At 64.9% G+C, this 16,890-nt stretch carries 16 protein-coding genes; all 16 read left to right on the top strand.

The window, feature by feature from the left end:
- Nucleotides 1–161: 161 nt before the first annotated feature.
- The 16 genes from glnA to ACYQ2W_RS02850 all read left to right on the top strand — a co-directional run bounded on the left by glnA (nt 162) and on the right by ACYQ2W_RS02850 (nt 16,600).
- Nucleotides 162–1,571: a glutamate--ammonia ligase gene (gene glnA, locus ACYQ2W_RS02925; protein ID WP_459863098.1), complete on the top strand. Its 1,410-nt coding sequence runs from the start codon at nt 162–164 to the stop codon at nt 1,569–1,571.
- A gap of 459 nt (nt 1,572–2,030) precedes the next feature.
- Nucleotides 2,031–3,104 carry a nitrogen regulation protein NR(II) gene (gene glnL / locus ACYQ2W_RS02920; protein WP_459863097.1) on the top strand — a complete coding sequence of 358 codons (1,074 nt, stop codon included), beginning with the start codon at nt 2,031–2,033 and terminating at the stop codon, nt 3,102–3,104.
- Nucleotides 3,097–4,482 (top strand): nitrogen regulation protein NR(I), encoded by a 1,386-nt coding sequence (gene ntrC / locus ACYQ2W_RS02915; RefSeq protein WP_459863096.1) that lies wholly within the window; start codon nt 3,097–3,099, stop codon nt 4,480–4,482. Before glnL ends, ntrC begins: the two co-directional genes overlap by 8 nt.
- 124 nt (nt 4,483–4,606) lie before the next feature.
- Complete coding sequence (locus ACYQ2W_RS02910) at nt 4,607–5,680, top strand: sugar ABC transporter substrate-binding protein (protein WP_459863095.1); 1,074 nt, start codon at nt 4,607–4,609, stop codon at nt 5,678–5,680.
- 3 nt (nt 5,681–5,683) lie between these two features.
- Complete coding sequence (locus ACYQ2W_RS02905; RefSeq protein ID WP_459863094.1) at nt 5,684–8,230, top strand: hybrid sensor histidine kinase/response regulator; 2,547 nt, start codon at nt 5,684–5,686, stop codon at nt 8,228–8,230.
- Nucleotides 8,231–8,946: 716 nt separating this feature from the next.
- Entirely contained in the window at nt 8,947–10,236 is a 1,290-nt protein-coding gene (locus ACYQ2W_RS02900; protein WP_459863093.1) for an FAD-dependent oxidoreductase, read from the top strand.
- Between the two features lie 12 nt (nt 10,237–10,248).
- Nucleotides 10,249–12,504 (top strand): hydrogenase iron-sulfur subunit, encoded by a 2,256-nt coding sequence (locus tag ACYQ2W_RS02895; protein WP_459863092.1) that lies wholly within the window; start codon nt 10,249–10,251, stop codon nt 12,502–12,504.
- Nucleotides 12,505–12,516: 12 nt separating this feature from the next.
- Nucleotides 12,517–13,128: a 4Fe-4S dicluster domain-containing protein gene (locus ACYQ2W_RS02890; protein WP_459863091.1), complete on the top strand. Its 612-nt coding sequence runs from the start codon at nt 12,517–12,519 to the stop codon at nt 13,126–13,128.
- 15 nt (nt 13,129–13,143) lie between these two features.
- A complete protein-coding gene (locus ACYQ2W_RS02885) occupies nt 13,144–14,043 on the top strand; it encodes a CoB--CoM heterodisulfide reductase iron-sulfur subunit B family protein (protein WP_459863090.1) in 900 nt (299 codons plus the stop codon).
- Nucleotides 14,044–14,399: 356 nt separating this feature from the next.
- Nucleotides 14,400–14,669 (top strand): BrnT family toxin, encoded by a 270-nt coding sequence (locus tag ACYQ2W_RS02880; protein WP_459863089.1) that lies wholly within the window; start codon nt 14,400–14,402, stop codon nt 14,667–14,669.
- Nucleotides 14,659–14,859, top strand: a complete 201-nt coding sequence (locus tag ACYQ2W_RS02875; protein ID WP_459863088.1) for a hypothetical protein — start codon at nt 14,659–14,661, stop codon at nt 14,857–14,859. The genes ACYQ2W_RS02880 and ACYQ2W_RS02875 overlap by 11 nt, the downstream gene beginning before the upstream one ends.
- A 40-nt stretch (nt 14,860–14,899) precedes the next feature.
- Nucleotides 14,900–15,148 carry a DUF2442 domain-containing protein gene (locus ACYQ2W_RS02870; protein WP_459863087.1) on the top strand — a complete coding sequence of 83 codons (249 nt, stop codon included), beginning with the start codon at nt 14,900–14,902 and terminating at the stop codon, nt 15,146–15,148.
- A gap of 46 nt (nt 15,149–15,194) precedes the next feature.
- Nucleotides 15,195–15,551, top strand: coding sequence for a toxin-antitoxin system HicB family antitoxin (locus ACYQ2W_RS02865; protein WP_459863086.1), 357 nt, complete (start codon nt 15,195–15,197; stop codon nt 15,549–15,551).
- A 57-nt stretch (nt 15,552–15,608) separates the two neighbouring features.
- Nucleotides 15,609–16,007 (top strand): type VII toxin-antitoxin system MntA family adenylyltransferase antitoxin, encoded by a 399-nt coding sequence (gene mntA / locus ACYQ2W_RS02860; RefSeq protein ID WP_459863085.1) that lies wholly within the window; start codon nt 15,609–15,611, stop codon nt 16,005–16,007.
- Nucleotides 16,008–16,088: 81 nt separating this feature from the next.
- Nucleotides 16,089–16,319, top strand: coding sequence for an addiction module protein (locus ACYQ2W_RS02855; protein WP_459863084.1), 231 nt, complete (start codon nt 16,089–16,091; stop codon nt 16,317–16,319).
- Complete coding sequence (locus tag ACYQ2W_RS02850; protein ID WP_459863083.1) at nt 16,316–16,600, top strand: type II toxin-antitoxin system RelE/ParE family toxin; 285 nt, start codon at nt 16,316–16,318, stop codon at nt 16,598–16,600. Before ACYQ2W_RS02855 ends, ACYQ2W_RS02850 begins: the two co-directional genes overlap by 4 nt.
- Nucleotides 16,601–16,890: the final 290 nt, after the last annotated feature.

Raw genomic sequence — 16,890 nt, 5'->3', positions numbered from 1 at the left:
CGGCCGGCCGGGGCCGAACTCCGTGATCCGTGAGTAAATACGCGTACTTACCGCGTGTGATTCGTGGCATGGAACCTGCTATCCCATGGGGCGTTTTTTGCCCCTCCCGCCGGCCGCGGGAACCTTAAACAAACTGCATCACCCTTTCAGGAGGAGCACCAATGTCCGGTACCGACGTTATCAACATGATCAAAGAGAAGGACGTGAAGTGGGTTGACCTGCGCTTCTGCGACACCCGCGGCAAGGAGCAGCACGTCACCATTCCCGCCAGCGACGTCGATGACGGGTTCTTCGCCGACGGCAAGATGTTCGACGGCTCCTCCATCTCCGGCTGGAAGGGGATCAACGAGTCCGACATGATCCTCATGCCCGACGCCGACACCGCCGTGCTCGATCCCTTCTTCGAGGATCCCACCGTCATCATCCGTTGCGACATCGTCGAGCCCGCCACCATGCAGGGCTACGAGCGCGACCCGCGCTCCGTCGGCCACCGCGCCGAGGCCTACCTGAAGTCCACCGGTATCGGCGACACCGCGCTGTTCGGTCCCGAGCCCGAGTTCTTCATCCTCGACGACGTCCGCTGGGGCGCTGATCTCTCCGGCTCCTTCGTCAAGATCGATTCCGAAGAGGCCGAGTGGAACTCCGAGCGCACCTACGAGGGTGGCAACATGGGGCACCGCCCCGGCGTCAAGGGCGGCTACTTCCCGGTTCCCCCGGTCGACTCCCTGCACGACATCCGCGCCTCCATGTGCGACGCGATGAGCGAGATGGGCCTCACCGTCGAGGTGCATCACCACGAGGTGGCCACCGCCGGCCAGTGCGAGATCGGCACCGGCGCCAACCCCCTGGTGAAGAAGGCCGATGAGGTGCTGATCCTCAAGTACTGCGTGCAGAACGTCGCCCACGCCTATGGCAAGACCGCCACCTTCATGCCCAAGCCGATCGTCGGCGACAACGGCTCCGGCATGCACGTCCACATGTCGCTGTCGAAGGATGGCACCAACCTGTTTGCCGGCGACCTCTACGGCGGCCTGTCCGAGACCGCGCTGTACTACATCGGCGGCATCATCAAGCACGCCCGTGCGCTGAACGCCTTCGCCAACGCCTCCACCAACTCCTACAAGCGTCTGGTGCCCGGCTTCGAGGCCCCGGTGATGCTGGCCTACTCCGCCCGCAACCGTTCCGCCTCCATCCGTATCCCCTACGTGATGACCCCCAAGGCGCGTCGTATCGAGGTGCGTTTCGGTGATCCCACCGCCAACCCCTACCTCTGCTTCGCCGCCTACCTGATGGCCGGCATCGACGGCATCCAGAACAAGATCCACCCCGGCGACGCGATGGACAAGGACCTGTACGACCTGCCCGCCGAGGAGGCCGCCCAGATCCCCACCGTCTGCCACAGCCTGGACATGGCCCTGGACGCCCTGGACGCCGACCGCGAGTTCCTGACCAAGGGTGGCGTGTTCACCGACGACATGATCGACGCCTACATCGCCCTGAAGATGGAAGAGGTCACCCGCATGCGCATGACCACCCATCCGGTGGAGTACGACATGTACTACAGCCTCTGATTTTTTCTAACGAAAAAATCAGCATTCGCTGAGTGAAAAAGGGCCCCGCATTGCGGGGCCTTTTTTTGTGGAAAAGTGTGTTGAAGGATATACCCCCTGGTGGAGACCGGGGCTGCGCTTCGTAGGGTGGTGCGTTGGGCATGCCTCGCAAATCGGGAGAATCTCTCACCGGCGTCGGCGGGCGCAGCCCGCCCTATAGGGCGCGCCGTGCGCGCCATGGTGGTTGGAGAATTCCCGTTTACGGGGATAGCCTCTCCTGACGCCTGACGCCTGACGCCTGACGCCTGACGCCTGACGCCTGACGTCTGGCACCCCTCCCCACGCCCCTTCCCAGTGCCACCGCCCTATAATAGTGCGCAGCAGTCACCCAACACCCCCACATGCCCCTATCAAACACGGGGAAATCGCGGCCTTGCGCGATTTCCCCGCTCTGGAAGACAAATTGCATACGGTGGCGCCGTGGAAAACTTCAGCCAACGAATTCTCGACAACCTGACCTCCGCGGTACTGCTGCTGGACCGGGATTTGCGCCTCACCTACGTCAATCCGGCGGCGGAGATGCTGTTCGCCCTGAGCGCCCGGCAGGCCACCGGACTGCGTATCGCCGAGCTGCTCTCCAAGGACGCGGAGTTCGTCCAGGGGTTGCGTGATGCGGTCGACAGCGGCCACCCCCACACCGTCCGCGAGCGCGCGCTGAAGCTGCCCGGTGGGCGTCAGGTAACCGTCGACTGCACCGTCAACCCGGTGATCGAGCCGGGGCTGCCACCGGCGCTGCTGGTGGAGATGATCCACGTCGACCGCCACCTGCGCATCGCCCGCGAGGAGCAGCTGATCGCCCAGCACCAGGCGACCCGCGCGCTGATCCGCGGCCTCGCCCACGAGATCAAGAACCCGTTGGGAGGTCTGCGCGGGGCCGCCCAGTTGCTGGAGCGGGAGCTGCCCAACGAGACGCTGCGCGAATACACCGAGGTGATCATCGCCGAGGCCGACCGCCTGCGGAATCTGCTCAACCGGATGCTCGGCCCCAACACCCTGCCGCGCCGCGAGCCGGTCAACCTCCACCACCTGATGGAGCGGGTGCGCAAGGTGGTGGAGGCGGAGAAGTCCACCGGGGTGACGGTGATTCGCGACTACGACCCTTCGATTCCCGACCTCAACGCCGATCCGGACCAACTGATCCAGGCGCTGCTCAACATCGTGCGCAACGCCCTCCAGGCGGTGGGGGAAAAGGGCAAGATCACACTGCGCTCCCGGGTCCAGCGCCGCTTCACCATCGGCCACCGCCTCTACCGGCTGGTGGCGCGGGTGGACGTGATCGACAACGGTCCCGGCGTCCCCGCCGAGCTGCGGGAGAACCTTTTTTACCCCATGGTCACCGGCCGTCCGGACGGTACCGGCCTGGGGCTCACCATCGCCCAGTCGCTGGTCAACCAGCACGACGGGCTGATCGAATGCGAAAGCCGTCCAGGACGGACCTGTTTCACCTTCCTGCTCCCCTTCGACGAGCCGGAATCGGAGAGAACCGATGGCTAAAATCTGGATTATCGATGACGACCGCTCCATCCGCTGGGTCCTGGAGAAGGCCCTGAAACAGGCCGAGATGGAGGTCTCCACCTTCGACAGCGCCGAGGGGGTGATGCGCGCCCTCGAGCGCGGCGCCCCCGATGCGATCATCAGCGACATCCGCATGCCCGGCATGGATGGCCTGGAGCTGATGCGCCGGGTGCGCGAGCGGGAGCCGGAGTTGCCGGTGATCATCATGACCGCCCACTCCGATCTGGATGCGGCGGTGGCCGCCTATCAGGGGGGCGCCTTCGAGTACCTGCCCAAGCCCTTCGACGTCGACGAGGCGGTGGAGCTCACCGTGCGCGCCGTGCAGCAGTCCCGCGAGCGCGGCCTGGAAGGCGAGTCGCTGGAGCACGACACCGAGATCATCGGCGAGGCGCCGGCGATGCAGGAGGTGTTCCGCGCCATCGGCCGCCTGTCGCGTTCCAACATCACGGTGCTGATCAACGGCGAGTCGGGTACCGGCAAGGAGCTGGTGGCCCGCGCCCTGCACCGCCACAGCCCGCGGGCGAGCAAGCCGTTCATCGCCCTGAACATGGCGGCGATCCCCCGTGACCTGATGGAGTCCGAGCTGTTCGGCCACGAGCGCGGCGCCTTCACCGGCGCCCAGACCGCCCGCCAGGGGCGCTTCGAGCAGGCGGACGGGGGCACCCTGTTCCTCGACGAGATCGGCGACATGCCCGCCGAGCTGCAGACCCGCCTGCTGCGGGTGCTGGCCGACGGGGTCTTCTACCGGGTGGGCGGCCACAGCGCGGTGAAGGTGGATGTGCGGATCATCGCCGCCACCCACCAGGACCTGGAGCAGCGAGTGCGCGACGGCAATTTCCGCGAGGACCTGTTTCACCGTCTCAACGTCATCCGCATTCAGCTCCCCTCGCTACGCGAGCGGCGCGAGGACATCCCGCGGCTCGCCCGCCACTTTCTCGCCGCCGCCGCCGCCGAACTCAACGTCGAGCCGAAGCGGCTCCACTCCGACACCGACGCCTACCTCAGCCGTTTCGACTGGCCGGGCAACGTGCGTCAGCTGGAGAACAGCTGCCGCTGGCTGACGGTGATGGCCTCCGGCCAGGAGATCCTCCCCGGCGACCTGCCGCCGGAACTCCAGGCGGAGAGCGCCGACGGCGGTGCCGGCGACGATTGGGAGGGGGCGCTGCGCGCCTGGGCCGATCGCGGCCTCGCCCGCGGCGAGAGTGGCCTGCTCGAGCAGGCGGTGCCGCGCTTCGAGCGGGTGTTGATCGAGACCGCGCTGAAACACACCGCCGGACGCCGCCAGGATGCCGCCAAGCTGCTCGGCTGGGGCCGCAACACCCTGACCCGCAAGATCAAGGAGCTGGGCATGGAGTGAGCGGGGATGCGTCGGGAGGCGTCGAGCGGTCACCGCCCGCCTCTTTACGGTTCATTGTGGGATGGCGCATCGTAGGGGTCGGCGGTAGCATGCAAAGCCCAGTACGAAAATTCTTACACCCATAATGATTCACATTACCCCCTGGATCGCCGCCCTCGTCGGTTTGTTGTTCACCTGCGTCGCCGATGCGGTCGAGCCCTACCGTGTGGGTGTGCTCTACTGGTCGATGAATATCCCCGGCCAGGTGGCGATGCGCCGGGGGTTGGAGGCGGAGGCCGAGCGGATCAATGCCGCGGCCGGGGCCGACGCCGGGGCCGACGCCGGGGAGAGCGGCCGGCGGCCGGTGGAGCTGATCCCGCGGGTCGCCGGTGACGGCGAGGCGGGGATCGAGCGTCAGGTCCGGCAGATGGAGGAGCTGGTGGCCCGCGGGGTGGACCTGATCGTGGTCCAGCCCGCCGACAACGCCGCCCTCGCCCACCCCCTGCGGGCGGCCAACCGCGCCGGTATCCCGGTGGTCGCCTACGATCAGTACATCAGCGGTGGCGAACTGGTCTCCTACGTCACCTCCGACAACGAGCAGGCGGGCCGGCTGGGCGGCGAGTACACCGCCGCCACCCTGCCCGACGACGGTGAGCCGCTGCGGGTGGTGCTGGTGGAGTATCCCCACGTCTCCTCCACCGTCGAGCGGGTCAATGGCTTCCTCGACGCCCTCACCGCCGCCGGTCGCGCCTTCCGGGTGGTCGGCACCTATGCGGCGGTGGAACCGGTGGCGGGTCGCGAGGCGGGCCGCGCCATCGTCGAGGAGTTTCCCGCCGGTTCGGTCGACGTGCTCTTCACCGTCAACGACGGGGGTGGCCTGGCGGTGGTCGATGAACTGGCGGCGGCAGGGCGCGACGAACTCTTCGTGGTCACCATCGACGGCGATCCCCAGTCGGTGGCCAACATCCGCGAGGGACGGCTGACCCGCTTCGACGCCGCGCAGTTCTGCGGTCCGCTGGGCGCCGAGGCGCTGCGCATCGGCTACCGGCAGCTCAACGGCGAGGCGGTGCCCCGCCAGGCGCTGATGCCGGTCTTCCCGATCACCCGCGAGACCCTCGACCGCTACCCCGGCTGGCAAGGGCCGATCCCCACCCCCTTCGACAAGCCGTGGGCCAGCGACCAGCCGCGTTGGAGCGGTGTCATCAAGGCAATGGACTAACCCGTGCCCTTCGTCGCACAGGGGCCTCGCGTCGGTGTCGAGCGGATGGACCGCCGACTCGCATTCACCTTCGGTGCGGTGTTCGCCCTGCTGATCGCCGCGGTGCTTGCTGCCGGCTCCTATTTTTACCTGAAAGTGCTGGCCGACCAGGAGCAGCGGCTCGCCTCGGCACTGGCCGTGACTCTCTCCGACGCGATCAACCGCGTCAGCTTCTCCGGCAAATACCACGCGCGCCTGCTGGTGGAGGAGTTGGCGGGTAAGAGTCCGGAGATCGCCTACCTGCTGATCGTCGACGAAGGGGGGTGGGTGATCGCCCACAGCGACCCGAAGCTCAACGGCACCCGCCTCACCGACCCCGCCCAGCGGGCCGCCGCCGCCGGCATCGCCGCCGCCTCCTTCTATTTTCAGAACGCCCAGTGGCGGGGTCTGCCGGTGCGCGAGGTGGCGATGCCCTACCGCGGCGGCTACGGCGACCAGGTGATCGGCACCATCCGCGTCGGCGTCTCCACCGGCCCCACCCGCGAGGCGCTGATTCGCGGCCTGCTCTACCTCGCGCTGCTCACGCTGGTGCTGCTGTTCGTCGGCGTGGTGTTGGTGGGCCGACTCGGTCGCCACTTCGGCCGACCGGTGCAGGAACTCGCCGACCAGCTGGCCGGGATTCTCGAACACGCGCCGCTGATGATCGTCATCCAGGATCGGGAAGGGACCCTGTTGCGCCTCAGTCGGCTCTATCGGGAGACCTTTCCCGCCGCCGCCGAGAGTGGCGCCAAGGCGGCCTTCCTCGACCGCCTGCCGGAGCCCACCGCCGAGCGGCTGCGTCAATGGGACCGCCAGGCCTTCGAGACCAATCGGATGGTGCGTGGCGAAATCACCCTGCGCCCCGGTGGCGAACCCCGCGATTTTCTGCTGACCAAGTTCCCGATCGCCCGCGGCGCCGACGGCGGCGCGCTGCTCATTTGCACCATCGGGGTGGACGTCACCGAGCGCAACCGCGCCGAGCGGGAACTGCTCGCCGCCAAGGAGGCGGCGGAGGCGGCCAGCCGGGCGAAGAGCGAATTCCTCGCCACCATGAGCCACGAGATCCGCACGCCGATGAACGCCATCATCGGCATGGGCGATCTGCTCGCCGAGACGGCGCTGAGCAAAGAGCAGGCACGCTTCCTCGAGGTGAGCCGCCATGCCGGCAACACCCTGCTCGACCTGATCAACGACATCCTCGACCTGTCGAAGATCGAGGCGGGAGAACTCCAGCTCGACCGCGAGCCCTTCGATCCGGAGGAAGTGGTGGAGTCGATGGCCCTGGTGATGGCCCCGGCGGCGCGGGAGAAGGGGCTGGTCCTCTCCACCTGGGTCCACCCCGCGGCGGCACGCCGGCTGGTCGGCGACCCGCGGCGGCTGCGTCAGGTGCTGCTCAACCTGCTCGGCAACGCGGTCAAGTTCACCGAACATGGCGAGGTCACCCTGCGGCTGGAACCGGCGGCGGAAGGGGGATCGGGCACGCTCCACTTCTCGGTGAGCGACAGCGGCATCGGCATCCCCGTGGAGAAGCAGCAGGAGATCTTCAACGCCTTCACCCAGGCCGACTCCTCGGTGACCCGCCGCTACGGCGGCACCGGCCTGGGGCTGACCATCTCCCGCCATCTGGCGGAGAGGATGGGCGGCACCCTGTGGGTGCAGAGTGCGCCGGGGCGCGGCAGCACCTTCCACTTCACCGCCCGTTTCGACGTCGATCCGGCGACACTCGGGGAGGTCGAAGGAGCGCCGCTGTCCGGACGCACCGTCCTGCTGGTCGGACCGGATGACGCCGGCCGCGGCATCCTCGCCGCGCAATTGGCGGCGTCCGGGGCGCGGGTGACGGTGGCGGAGGGCATCGAGGAGGCGATGGCGCTGCCGGAGCCGCCCGACGTGATCCTGCTGGATTGTCATCAGACCGCCGATGAGGGTATCGAGCGGGTTGCCCGCCTGCGCGCGGTCCCCGCCCTGGCGGAGTGCCCGGTGTTGTTGCTGGGGATCGATCAGCGGACCGCACCGATTGAACGCGCGCGCGCCGGGGGGATCGACTACCACCTGAAGCCGGTGCGCCGACGGGAGCTGATCGCCGCCGTTTCCGGGCAGATGGTCGGCGAGGATGCGTCGACTGCCGAATCGTTGCCCGCGATACGGTCGCGGCCCCTGGGGATCCTGCTGGTGGAGGATTCGGAGGACAACGCCGAACTGATCCGCGCCTACCTGCGCCACACCCCTTTTGAACTGGAGCTGGCGGAGAACGGCGCGCTGGCCGTCGAACGCTTCAAACGCCATCCTGCCGACCTGGTGCTGATGGACATGCAGATGCCGGTGATGGACGGCTACACCGCCACCCGCCGGATTCGCCAATGGGAAGCCGCCGAGGGGCGGACACCGGTCCCCATCCTGGCTCTCACCGCCCACGCCTTGAGCGGCGACGACCAGCGCAGCAGGGAAGCGGGCTGCACCGACCACCTGACCAAGCCGATCAAGAAGCGGGTATTGCTGGAGGCGATCGAGCGTCACGTCGCGGCGAGGGGGTAATTGGTGGAGTCACCGCCCCTGTTCCCGTTTTACACAAGAATGATTCTCATTTGCCTATATATTTTTAATATTGAGTGAATTTGTCGGGAATATTGGGCGTCCCCATGGAAATTGGGGAGAAAACTCCGGTTTTATTCTCCGTGAACGCCCGCAGAGGGCGACGGAGATTTCCTGATCGAAAGATAAAACACTTGAATATCAATTTATTAAGATGTTCTCCCGTGGCCTCTCCGAGGCCGGGAGGAGCACCGCCCTATTCATCCTTTTTTTCATTGAAATCCGCAGACATAGGCCGGTTCTATCTTTCGATTCTTAATTTTGATACCTGTTTTCGCCCCCCGGTGTAGCGAAAGCGCAAGTCCCGCGCTATCGTATGCCGTCCAGAAGGAAGCGCTGATTGGAAAATTCACCGTCGCGTTGTGCCCGGAAGGCCCGGCATCAAGGCGCAGCCCGCAGCCAATGGCAGGACCCTTGGCAAGGGGTGCAACGCCGAGGCCGGGCCTTCTGGGCGCAGCCCGCAGGGCCGGGCCCCTTTCGCCCCTATCCTTCGTTGCACGCTGGACGCCCTACGGCGAGTAGGGCCGCCAGCGCGCGCGTCGTCCAGGAGCGAAAGGGGCGCGGCGCGACGGCGAATTTTCCAATCAGCGCTTCCTACAATGGGGAGGTGCGCACCCAGCGTCTCCTCGACGCCGAAAATCCGTACCGGAGGAACATCTATGACGGATGTAGTCGCAACCAACCAGACCATTATCGTGGTCGGTGGCGGTATCAGCGGCATGACCGCGGCCCTCGAGGCCGCCGAGGCCGGCAAGCAGGTGATCCTGCTGGAGAAGAACCCTTCTCTCGGTGGCCGTGTCAGCCAGCTGTACAAGTACTTCCCGAAGCTCTGCTTCCCCACCTGCGGCCTGGAGATCAACCTCCGCCGCATCAAGGCCAACAAGAACCTGCGCGTTCTCACCCAGGCCGAGGTGACCGGGATCGACGGGGCCTCCGGTGACTACACCGTCTCCGTCAAGCTCAGCCCGCGCTTCGTCAACGCCAACTGCACCGGCTGCGGCGAGTGCGCCAAGGTGGTCGAGAGCGAGTTCCCCGACGAGTACAACTACGGGATGAAGAGCCGCAAGGGCGCCTACCTCCCCTACAACCTCGCCTACCCCTACCAGTACGTCCTCGACCCGGCGATCGTCGGCACCGACGAGGGCGCCAAGGCGAAGGCGGCCTGCAAGTACGGCGCGATCGACCTGGAGATGCAGGAAGAGACCGTCGAGCTGAAGGCCGGCGCGGTGGTCTATGCCACCGGCTGGAAGCCCTACGACGCCAACAAGATCCAGCCCTACGGCTACGACCGCTTCGACAACGTGATCACCAACGTCGAGTTCGAGCGCATGCTCGACCCGTTCGGTCCCACCGGCGGCAAGATCCAGCGTGCCGACGGCTCCACGCCGAAGAACATCGCCTTCATCCAGTGCGCCGGCTCGCGCGACGTCAACCACCTGGAGCACTGCTCGCGCATCTGCTGCATGGCCTCGCTGAAGCAGACCACCTACGTGCAGGACCAGCTCGGTGACGAGGCGAAGTCGACCGTCTACTACATCGACATCCGCGCCATCGACCGCTTCGAGGACTTCTACGCCAAGGTGCAGAAGAACGAGAACGTCTCCTTCATCAAGTCCAAGGTGGCCAACATCACCGCCGGCAAGGACGGCAACGTGATCCTCAACGGCAACAACCTGGAAGTGCCGGGCTTCGGCAGCGACATGCGCTACGCCAACGAGCACGACCTGGTCGTCCTCGCCACCGGCATGGAGCCGAGCATCGGCGACTTCCCGGTCGAGGTGGTCACCGACAACCACGGCTTCATCCAGCAGGACGAGGCCAACGGCGGCATCTTCGGATGTGGTGTTTCCGCCGACGCCCTGGACGTCAACCGCGCGGTGCAGAGTGCGACCGCCGCCGCCCTGCGCGCCGTCCAGGTAGTAAACCGAGTTGCCGGAGCGGAGGGTTAAACCGTGGCTGACATGAAGATTGGAGCCTATATCTGCAAGGGCTGCGAGCTGGGCGAACGCCTGGACACCGCCACCCTGATGAGCGTCGCCACCCGTGAGGGCAAGGCGGCCGTGTGCAAGGATCACGACTACCTCTGCTCCGAGGAAGGCGTGGCCATGATCAAGGCCGACATCGAGAACGAGGGCGTCAACCGCATCGTCATCGGTGCCTGCTCCCGTCGCGCCAAGACCGAGGCGTTCGACTTCGGCACCCTGCCGGTCTCCCGCGCCAACCTGCGCGAGGGCGTCATCTGGATCCGTCCCGCCGACGACGACGCCCAGGAGACCACCGACGAGATGGCCCAGGACTACATCCGCATGTCCTGCGCCGAGGCCAAGTACATGAAGGAGGCGAAGCCCGACGAGGCGCGCCAGACCGTGCGCCGCCTGCTGGTGGTCGGCGGTGGCGTCTCCGGCATGACCTCCGCCATCGAGGCGGCCCGCGCCGGTTACGAGGTGCACATCGTCGAGAAGTCCGGCGAGCTGGGCGGCCAGATGGGCAAGCTCTACAGGCGCGTCGCCTTCAAGGCCCCCTACAAGGAGCCCGCCGACACCGGTGTGGCGGAGATGATCGCGGAGATCGAAGGCAGCGCCAAGATCACCGTCCATCTGAATGCCACCACCACCAAGACCTCCGGTGCGCCGGGACGCTTTTCCGTGGACATCACCACCGAGAGCGGCTCCACCGTCACCGAGAACTTCGGCGCCATCGTCCAGGCCACCGGCTTCAAGCCCTACGACATCACCAAGCTGCCCCAGCTCGGTGGCGGCAAGAGCCCCGACGTGGTCGATCAGGCCGGCTTCGAGGCGCTGGCCAAGGCCGCTGACGGCGGCCCGATCAAGCGCCCCTCCGACGGCAAGGAGGTGCAGAACGTGGTCTTCCTGCAGTGCGCCGGCCAGCGCTCCGAGGAGGAGGGCTGCCTCCCCTACTGCTCCGGCCACTGCTGCATGACTTCGGTCAAGCAGGCGATGTACGTGCGTGAGCAGAACGGCGGCGACGCCACCGTGATGTTCACCGACCTGCGCATGCCCGGTGCCGGCGGCGAGGACTTCTACCGCTCCGGCCAGGAGAAGGGTGTCACCTTCACCAAGGGCGTCGCCTCCGAGGTCACCGCCAGCGGCGGCAATCTCTCGGTCAAGTTCCGCGACATGATCCTCTCGGAAGAGACCTCCATCGACGACGCCGACATGGTGGTGCTGGCCACCGGCATGATCCCCAACTCCGGTGTCGACATCGAGCGGATGATCACCGAGAAGCTGGGCGCCGAGTCCACCGACGACACCGCCATCGCCGCCGCCCGCGCTGAGTTCCTGGAGCAGACCAAGGGCAAGGAGATCCTCAACCTGACCTACCGTCAGGGGCCGGACATGCCGATCCTCTCCAACGGCTTCAACGACTCGCACTTCATCTGCTTCCCCTACGAGACCCGCCGCACCGGCATCTACGCCGCCGGCCCCGTACGCCGCCCGATGGACGGCTACCAGGCCCAGGAGGATGCCACCGGCGCCGCGATGAAGGCGATCCAGGCGATCGAGAATGCCGAGCTGGGCCGTGCCGCGCACCCCCGCTCCGGCGACCTCTCCTTCCCCACCTTCAACCAGGGCGGCTGCACCCAGTGCAAGCGCTGCACCGTGGAGTGCCCCTTTGGCGCCATCGACGAGGACGCCAAGGGCTACCCGCAGTACAACCAGGCCCGCTGCCGCCGCTGCGGCACCTGCATGGGCGCCTGCCCGGTGCGCGTCATCTCCTTCGAGAACTACTCCATCGACACCGTCGGCCAGCAGCTGAAGGCGGTCGAGGTGCCCGACGAGTTCGAGGAGAAGCCGCGCGTGCTGGTGCTCGCCTGCGAGAACGACGCCTACCCGGCGATGGACCAGGCGGCGCAGAACGGCATCCACTACAACCAGTTCGTGCGCGTCATCCCGGTCCGCTGCCTCGGCTCGGTCAACCTGATCTGGGTCACCGACGCGCTGAACAGCGGCTATGACGGCGTCATGCTGATGGGCTGCAAGAAGGGCGTGGACTACCAGTGCCACTTCGTCCGCGGCTCCACCCAGGCGCACATCCGCCTCTCCAAGGTGGCCGACACCCTGCAGAGCCTGTCGCTCGAAGAGGAGCGCGTACAGGTCTACGAGGTGGCCATCACCGATGTCGAGCGCGTGCCGAAGCTGATCAACGACTACGTCGAGAAGATCTTCGAAATCGGCATGAGCCCCTTCAAGTTCTAAGGAGATGTGGACATGAGCCAGATCGAAAAGTACCGCACGAGCTTCCTCAAAGAGGTGGAAGCCAACGTCGAGGAGGGGCACTGGGTCAAGATGTGCATGCAGTGCGGCGTCTGCGCCGGCAGCTGCCCCATGGGCCCCTACTGGGAGCACCCGCCGCAGGAGATCTTCATGATGATCCGCGCGGGCAAGCGCGAGGAAGTGCTCTCCTCCACCTCCATGTGGATGTGTACCTCCTGCTACAACTGCATCGCGCGCTGCCCCCGTGGCCTGCCGATCACGCACATCATGCATGGGTTGGCCCACTACGGTAAGCGCATCGGCCTCGCCCCGAAGGAGCAGCCCACCGCCAAGTTCGCCCAGAAGTTCTGGGACAACCTGACCGCCAAGGGCCGGGTCAACGAACTGAAGCTGGGTCTCGCCCTCTACTTCATCGACGGCTTCGGCCAGGGCGTGCAGAACGCCCTGGCGGCCAAGGACCTCGGCCTCAGCATGGTCAAGGCCGGGCGCATGAATCCGATGGAGATCCTGGGCGGCCACAGCTGCAAGGGCGCCGGCGACATCAAGAAGATGCTCGCCAAGGCGAAAGAGATCGAAGAGGCCGAAGCGGCCAAGTTTGGCAGCTAAGAGGAGATCGAACCCATGGCGAAGCGAGAATATTCCTTCTACCCCGGCTGCTCCTCCCAGTCCAAGGCCTCTGGTGCGAACTACCAGAAGTCGGTCGACAGCATGTGTGAGGAGCTGGACATCCAGCTCAACGAGATCCCCGACTGGAACTGCTGCGCGGCCTCCATCGGCTACGCCGGCGGCGGCGAGCTGCCGCGTCTCTCCCTGAGCGCGCGCAACATCGCGCTGTCCCAGCAGGCCAACGGCCAGCAGGACATCGTCGCCACCTGCGCCGCCTGCTGGCTCGCCACCCGCGAGACCAAGGAGCGTATCGAGGAGAGCAGCAAGGTGCGCAGCGGCATCGATGCCGCCCTCGGCGAGATCGGCGTCAAGGTCGAGGGCGAGATGCCCAAGGTCCGCCACATGGTCGAGGTGCTGATCGAGGACATCGGCTACGAGACCCTGAAGTCCGGCGTCAAGAAGCCCCTCGACGGCATCAAGATCGCCGGCTACGTCGGCTGCCAGACCAACCGCCCCTTCGGCATCGACGGCGAGAGCCACGAGAACCCGATGTACCTCGACAAGATGGTCGAGGCGATGGGCGGCGAGGCGCTGAGCGGCTACGAGAAGAAGGCCAGCTGCTGCGGCGGCGCGCTGATCTTCTCCGAGCCGCAGAAGTCCCAGGCGCTGATCAAGGACATCATCGAGTCCGCCTACGACCACGGCGCCGACATGATCGTCACCCCCTGCCCGGTGTGCCAGATGAACGTCGAGGTCTACCAGCCCGACATCAACAAGACCTACGGCACCAAGTTCGAGATGCCGGTGGTCTACTACAGCCAGCTGATCTCGGTGGCCTACGGCCGCAACGGCAAGGATGCGGCCCTCGACGGCCAGGTGATCCGGGCCAAGAAGCTGGAAGACAAGGCCGGATAAAAAAGCCCTCTATTGGGTGGTGCCCAAGGATGGGTGCCGTCCCGGCCCGTGTCAGGGTCGGACATGAAAGAGCCCTCTTCGGAGGGCTTTTTTATTGTTTTTCCCGAGCGTATAACATTGACTGTAGGAGCGGCCCTTAGGCCGCGATGACGCCCTTTCCGGCGAAGTGACGCCCCGTGCTACGACCACACGGTTTCCGTCGTGGGTGACCGTCGGGAAACGAAAGCTGGGTAGAGTGTGCCGACGACAGGAGGCGCACCGGTTTCGAGTGGCAGTGTACTTCGCGTCACGCTGCCCTACGTGTTCACTACCCTTTTTACCGCAAGGAACAAAACGGCCCCGGCAGGTAACCAAGATTGGAGTTTCAATGGGATCCGCAGAAGGAGCAGGGAAACCGCCGAAAACACGGCATAGCATTCGTCGAGGCTGTGGAGGTATTCGGCGACGAGCACTCGATTTGTGTTCCCGATCCCGACCACTCCCACGGGGAATCCCGCTATCTCTTGTTCGGATTGTCCTCGAACGGTGGATACCTTGTGGTCTCGTTTACCGAGCGAGTGGACGCAATCCGAATCATCTCCGCAAGGCGGATGACCCGCCAGGAGCGAAAAGCCTATGAACAGTGAAGACGATACCCTGAGAGACGAGTACCCCGCGGAACTGATCCAGTCTGGTGAACGCGGAAAGTACGCAAAGCAATACCGGGAAGGCACCAACATCGCGCTGATCGACCCCGATCTACACCGCTTGTTTCCCGATTCGGAGGCGGTCAATCGGGCATTGCGGGAATACGCGGTCGAACATCATATGGCATGACGCGATTCGGCAGGGGCGGGTCTTCAGGATGTATTGGGACGTGATCGAGGTGAACTACAGTGGATCCCGCGAGCTTTCCGTCCGTTTTGCCGACGGATTGAGCGGAGCCGTGCGTATCGATGAATCGTTTTGCACGGGGGTGTTTGAATCCCTGCGGAACGATGAGCGGATCGCCGACGCGAAAGTCGAGCACGGTGTCGTCGTCTGGCCCGATGGTCTGGATTTGGCGCCGGATACGATGTACCGAAAGATCAAAGAGAGTCCCGATCATCGGTGCGAATTGCGTTGAAACAGGGGCTTATGACTCCGAGACAGTGAAGAAATCCGCATTGCCCATGGTAACCGTAACTGACTACCCATTCGAAGTTCGCCTTCTCACCAAGGACGAGGGCGGCGGATATCTGATCTCATACCCCGATTTCAGCGATTGTATTTCCGATGGTGAAAGCGTCGATGAGGCGATCGCCAATGGCCGGGATGCGCTCGCGGCCGTTATCGCCACGTTGAAGGAGCTGGGGCGCCCGGTTCCGGAGCCCGGTTCCGGCGGTGCCAGCGGGAAGTTTGTGCAGAGGGTACCGCGGAGCCTTCACGCAAGGTTGGCGGCTCGGGCGAAGAGCGAAGGCGTGAGCATGAATACCCTGGTGGCAACCATTCTGGCCGAGGGGTTGGGGGTTCGCGAAACGCGGCATTGAGAAAACGCCGATAGCGGAGCGGAATTCCCCTTACGAATGATGAAAAAGAAGCTGCCAATGGATCGCGACACCACCATTCAAACCGTCCGCACGGCCTTCGAGCACACCGACGTAGCGGTAAGTTGTTCCTATCTCTTCGGCAGCGTCGCCCGCGGTGAGGCAACCACCGCAAGTGACGTCGATGTCGCCGTTCTTTTCTCCGAGACCCCACCCCCTACCCTCCTCGGCCCGGTCGCGACCCTTCAGGGCGAGCTGGAGGAGGCGCTCCGCCGCGAGGTGGACCTGGTGGTCCTCAACCGCTCCGGTCCCGACCTGACCCACCGCGTGCTGCGCGATGGTGAACTCCTGGTGGAGAACGACCGGAGCCATCGAATCCGCTTCGAGGTGGATTCCCGCAACGCCTATTTCGACCTTCTCCCCTATCTGCGGGAGTATCGCCGGGGGCGCGTCGCATGACGGACAACGATCCTGGAGAAGACGTTCGCCTTTTGCAATGAGATCGGGGATGAATTTACGGGTACTACGAGGTCATTGAAAATGAGCACGCTCTTCGAAGAGGCCAAGAGGTTGCCGGTTTCCCAGCGCATAGAGCTGGTAGAGGCGATTTGGGACAGCATAGCGGACGAATCGCCCGAAGAGGGGGCGTTGAGCTTGTCCAAAGCAGAGCTTATGGAGCTGAATCGCCGTAGCGCCGATCATCGCGCAGACCCGGAGACCGCGATACCGTGGGAAGAGGTAAGAAAGAAACTTTTCAAGGAAAAGGCATGATCCGCATCGTCTTCCGCCCGGAGGCGGAGGAAGAGATCCTTGAGGCTCGGGGGTGGTACGACGCCCGTTCTCCGGGATTGGGCGGCGAATTTGCCCGGTCTGCCGATGACGCGGTTAGTTCTGCCGCCGAAATGCCGTTGGCCCATCCGCGACTAGAAGGGGAATATCGCCACGTCATTCTGCGGCGCTTCCCGTATTCCGTCATTTATCTTCCCTGCGAGTCGGAAATCGTGGTGATCTCCTGTTTTCACCATAAGCGAAAGCCGATTTCGAGGTCGTGAGCGGTTTGATGACTAAATCAAATTTCCTCAATTAAGAGAGACTCTATTGCCCGAGTCCGGCGTGTATGGCCTCTTCTCCAAAGATGAGCGGATGTCGAGGGCATACACCGCAACGGAATGGATAACTTTTGGCGGATACTTCGCAAATACGATCGCAATCATGGAACGGATATGGCGGAAATAATCCCACCGCTGGCGGGGCGGGTACTGAGCAGGATGATCTCGGGTGAGCGGCGTGTGGCGCAGCGGCTGAAGGGGCTGCTGGAAGACGACTACACGGTTTGGTATGA

The sequence above is a fragment of the Endothiovibrio diazotrophicus genome (assembly GCF_054657215.1).
Note: the sequence above shows the minus strand (reverse complement) of the source record. Positions and strands in the feature narration are given on the sequence as shown.

Coding starts and splice junctions, on each gene's coding strand:
- ACYQ2W_RS02910 (WP_459863095.1), top strand. CDS start 4,607: ATGATTCACATTACCCCCTGGATCGCCGCCCTCGTCGGTTTGTTGTTC.
- ACYQ2W_RS02900 (WP_459863093.1), top strand. CDS start 8,947: ATGACGGATGTAGTCGCAACCAACCAGACCATTATCGTGGTCGGTGGC.
- ACYQ2W_RS02875 (WP_459863088.1), top strand. CDS start 14,659: ATGAACAGTGAAGACGATACCCTGAGAGACGAGTACCCCGCGGAACTG.
- ACYQ2W_RS02885 (WP_459863090.1), top strand. CDS start 13,144: ATGGCGAAGCGAGAATATTCCTTCTACCCCGGCTGCTCCTCCCAGTCC.
- glnA (WP_459863098.1), top strand. CDS start 162: ATGTCCGGTACCGACGTTATCAACATGATCAAAGAGAAGGACGTGAAG.
- ACYQ2W_RS02895 (WP_459863092.1), top strand. CDS start 10,249: ATGAAGATTGGAGCCTATATCTGCAAGGGCTGCGAGCTGGGCGAACGC.
- ACYQ2W_RS02890 (WP_459863091.1), top strand. CDS start 12,517: ATGAGCCAGATCGAAAAGTACCGCACGAGCTTCCTCAAAGAGGTGGAA.
- mntA (WP_459863085.1), top strand. CDS start 15,609: ATGGATCGCGACACCACCATTCAAACCGTCCGCACGGCCTTCGAGCAC.
- ACYQ2W_RS02850 (WP_459863083.1), top strand. CDS start 16,316: ATGATCCGCATCGTCTTCCGCCCGGAGGCGGAGGAAGAGATCCTTGAG.
- ACYQ2W_RS02865 (WP_459863086.1), top strand. CDS start 15,195: ATGGTAACCGTAACTGACTACCCATTCGAAGTTCGCCTTCTCACCAAG.
- ntrC (WP_459863096.1), top strand. CDS start 3,097: ATGGCTAAAATCTGGATTATCGATGACGACCGCTCCATCCGCTGGGTC.
- ACYQ2W_RS02855 (WP_459863084.1), top strand. CDS start 16,089: ATGAGCACGCTCTTCGAAGAGGCCAAGAGGTTGCCGGTTTCCCAGCGC.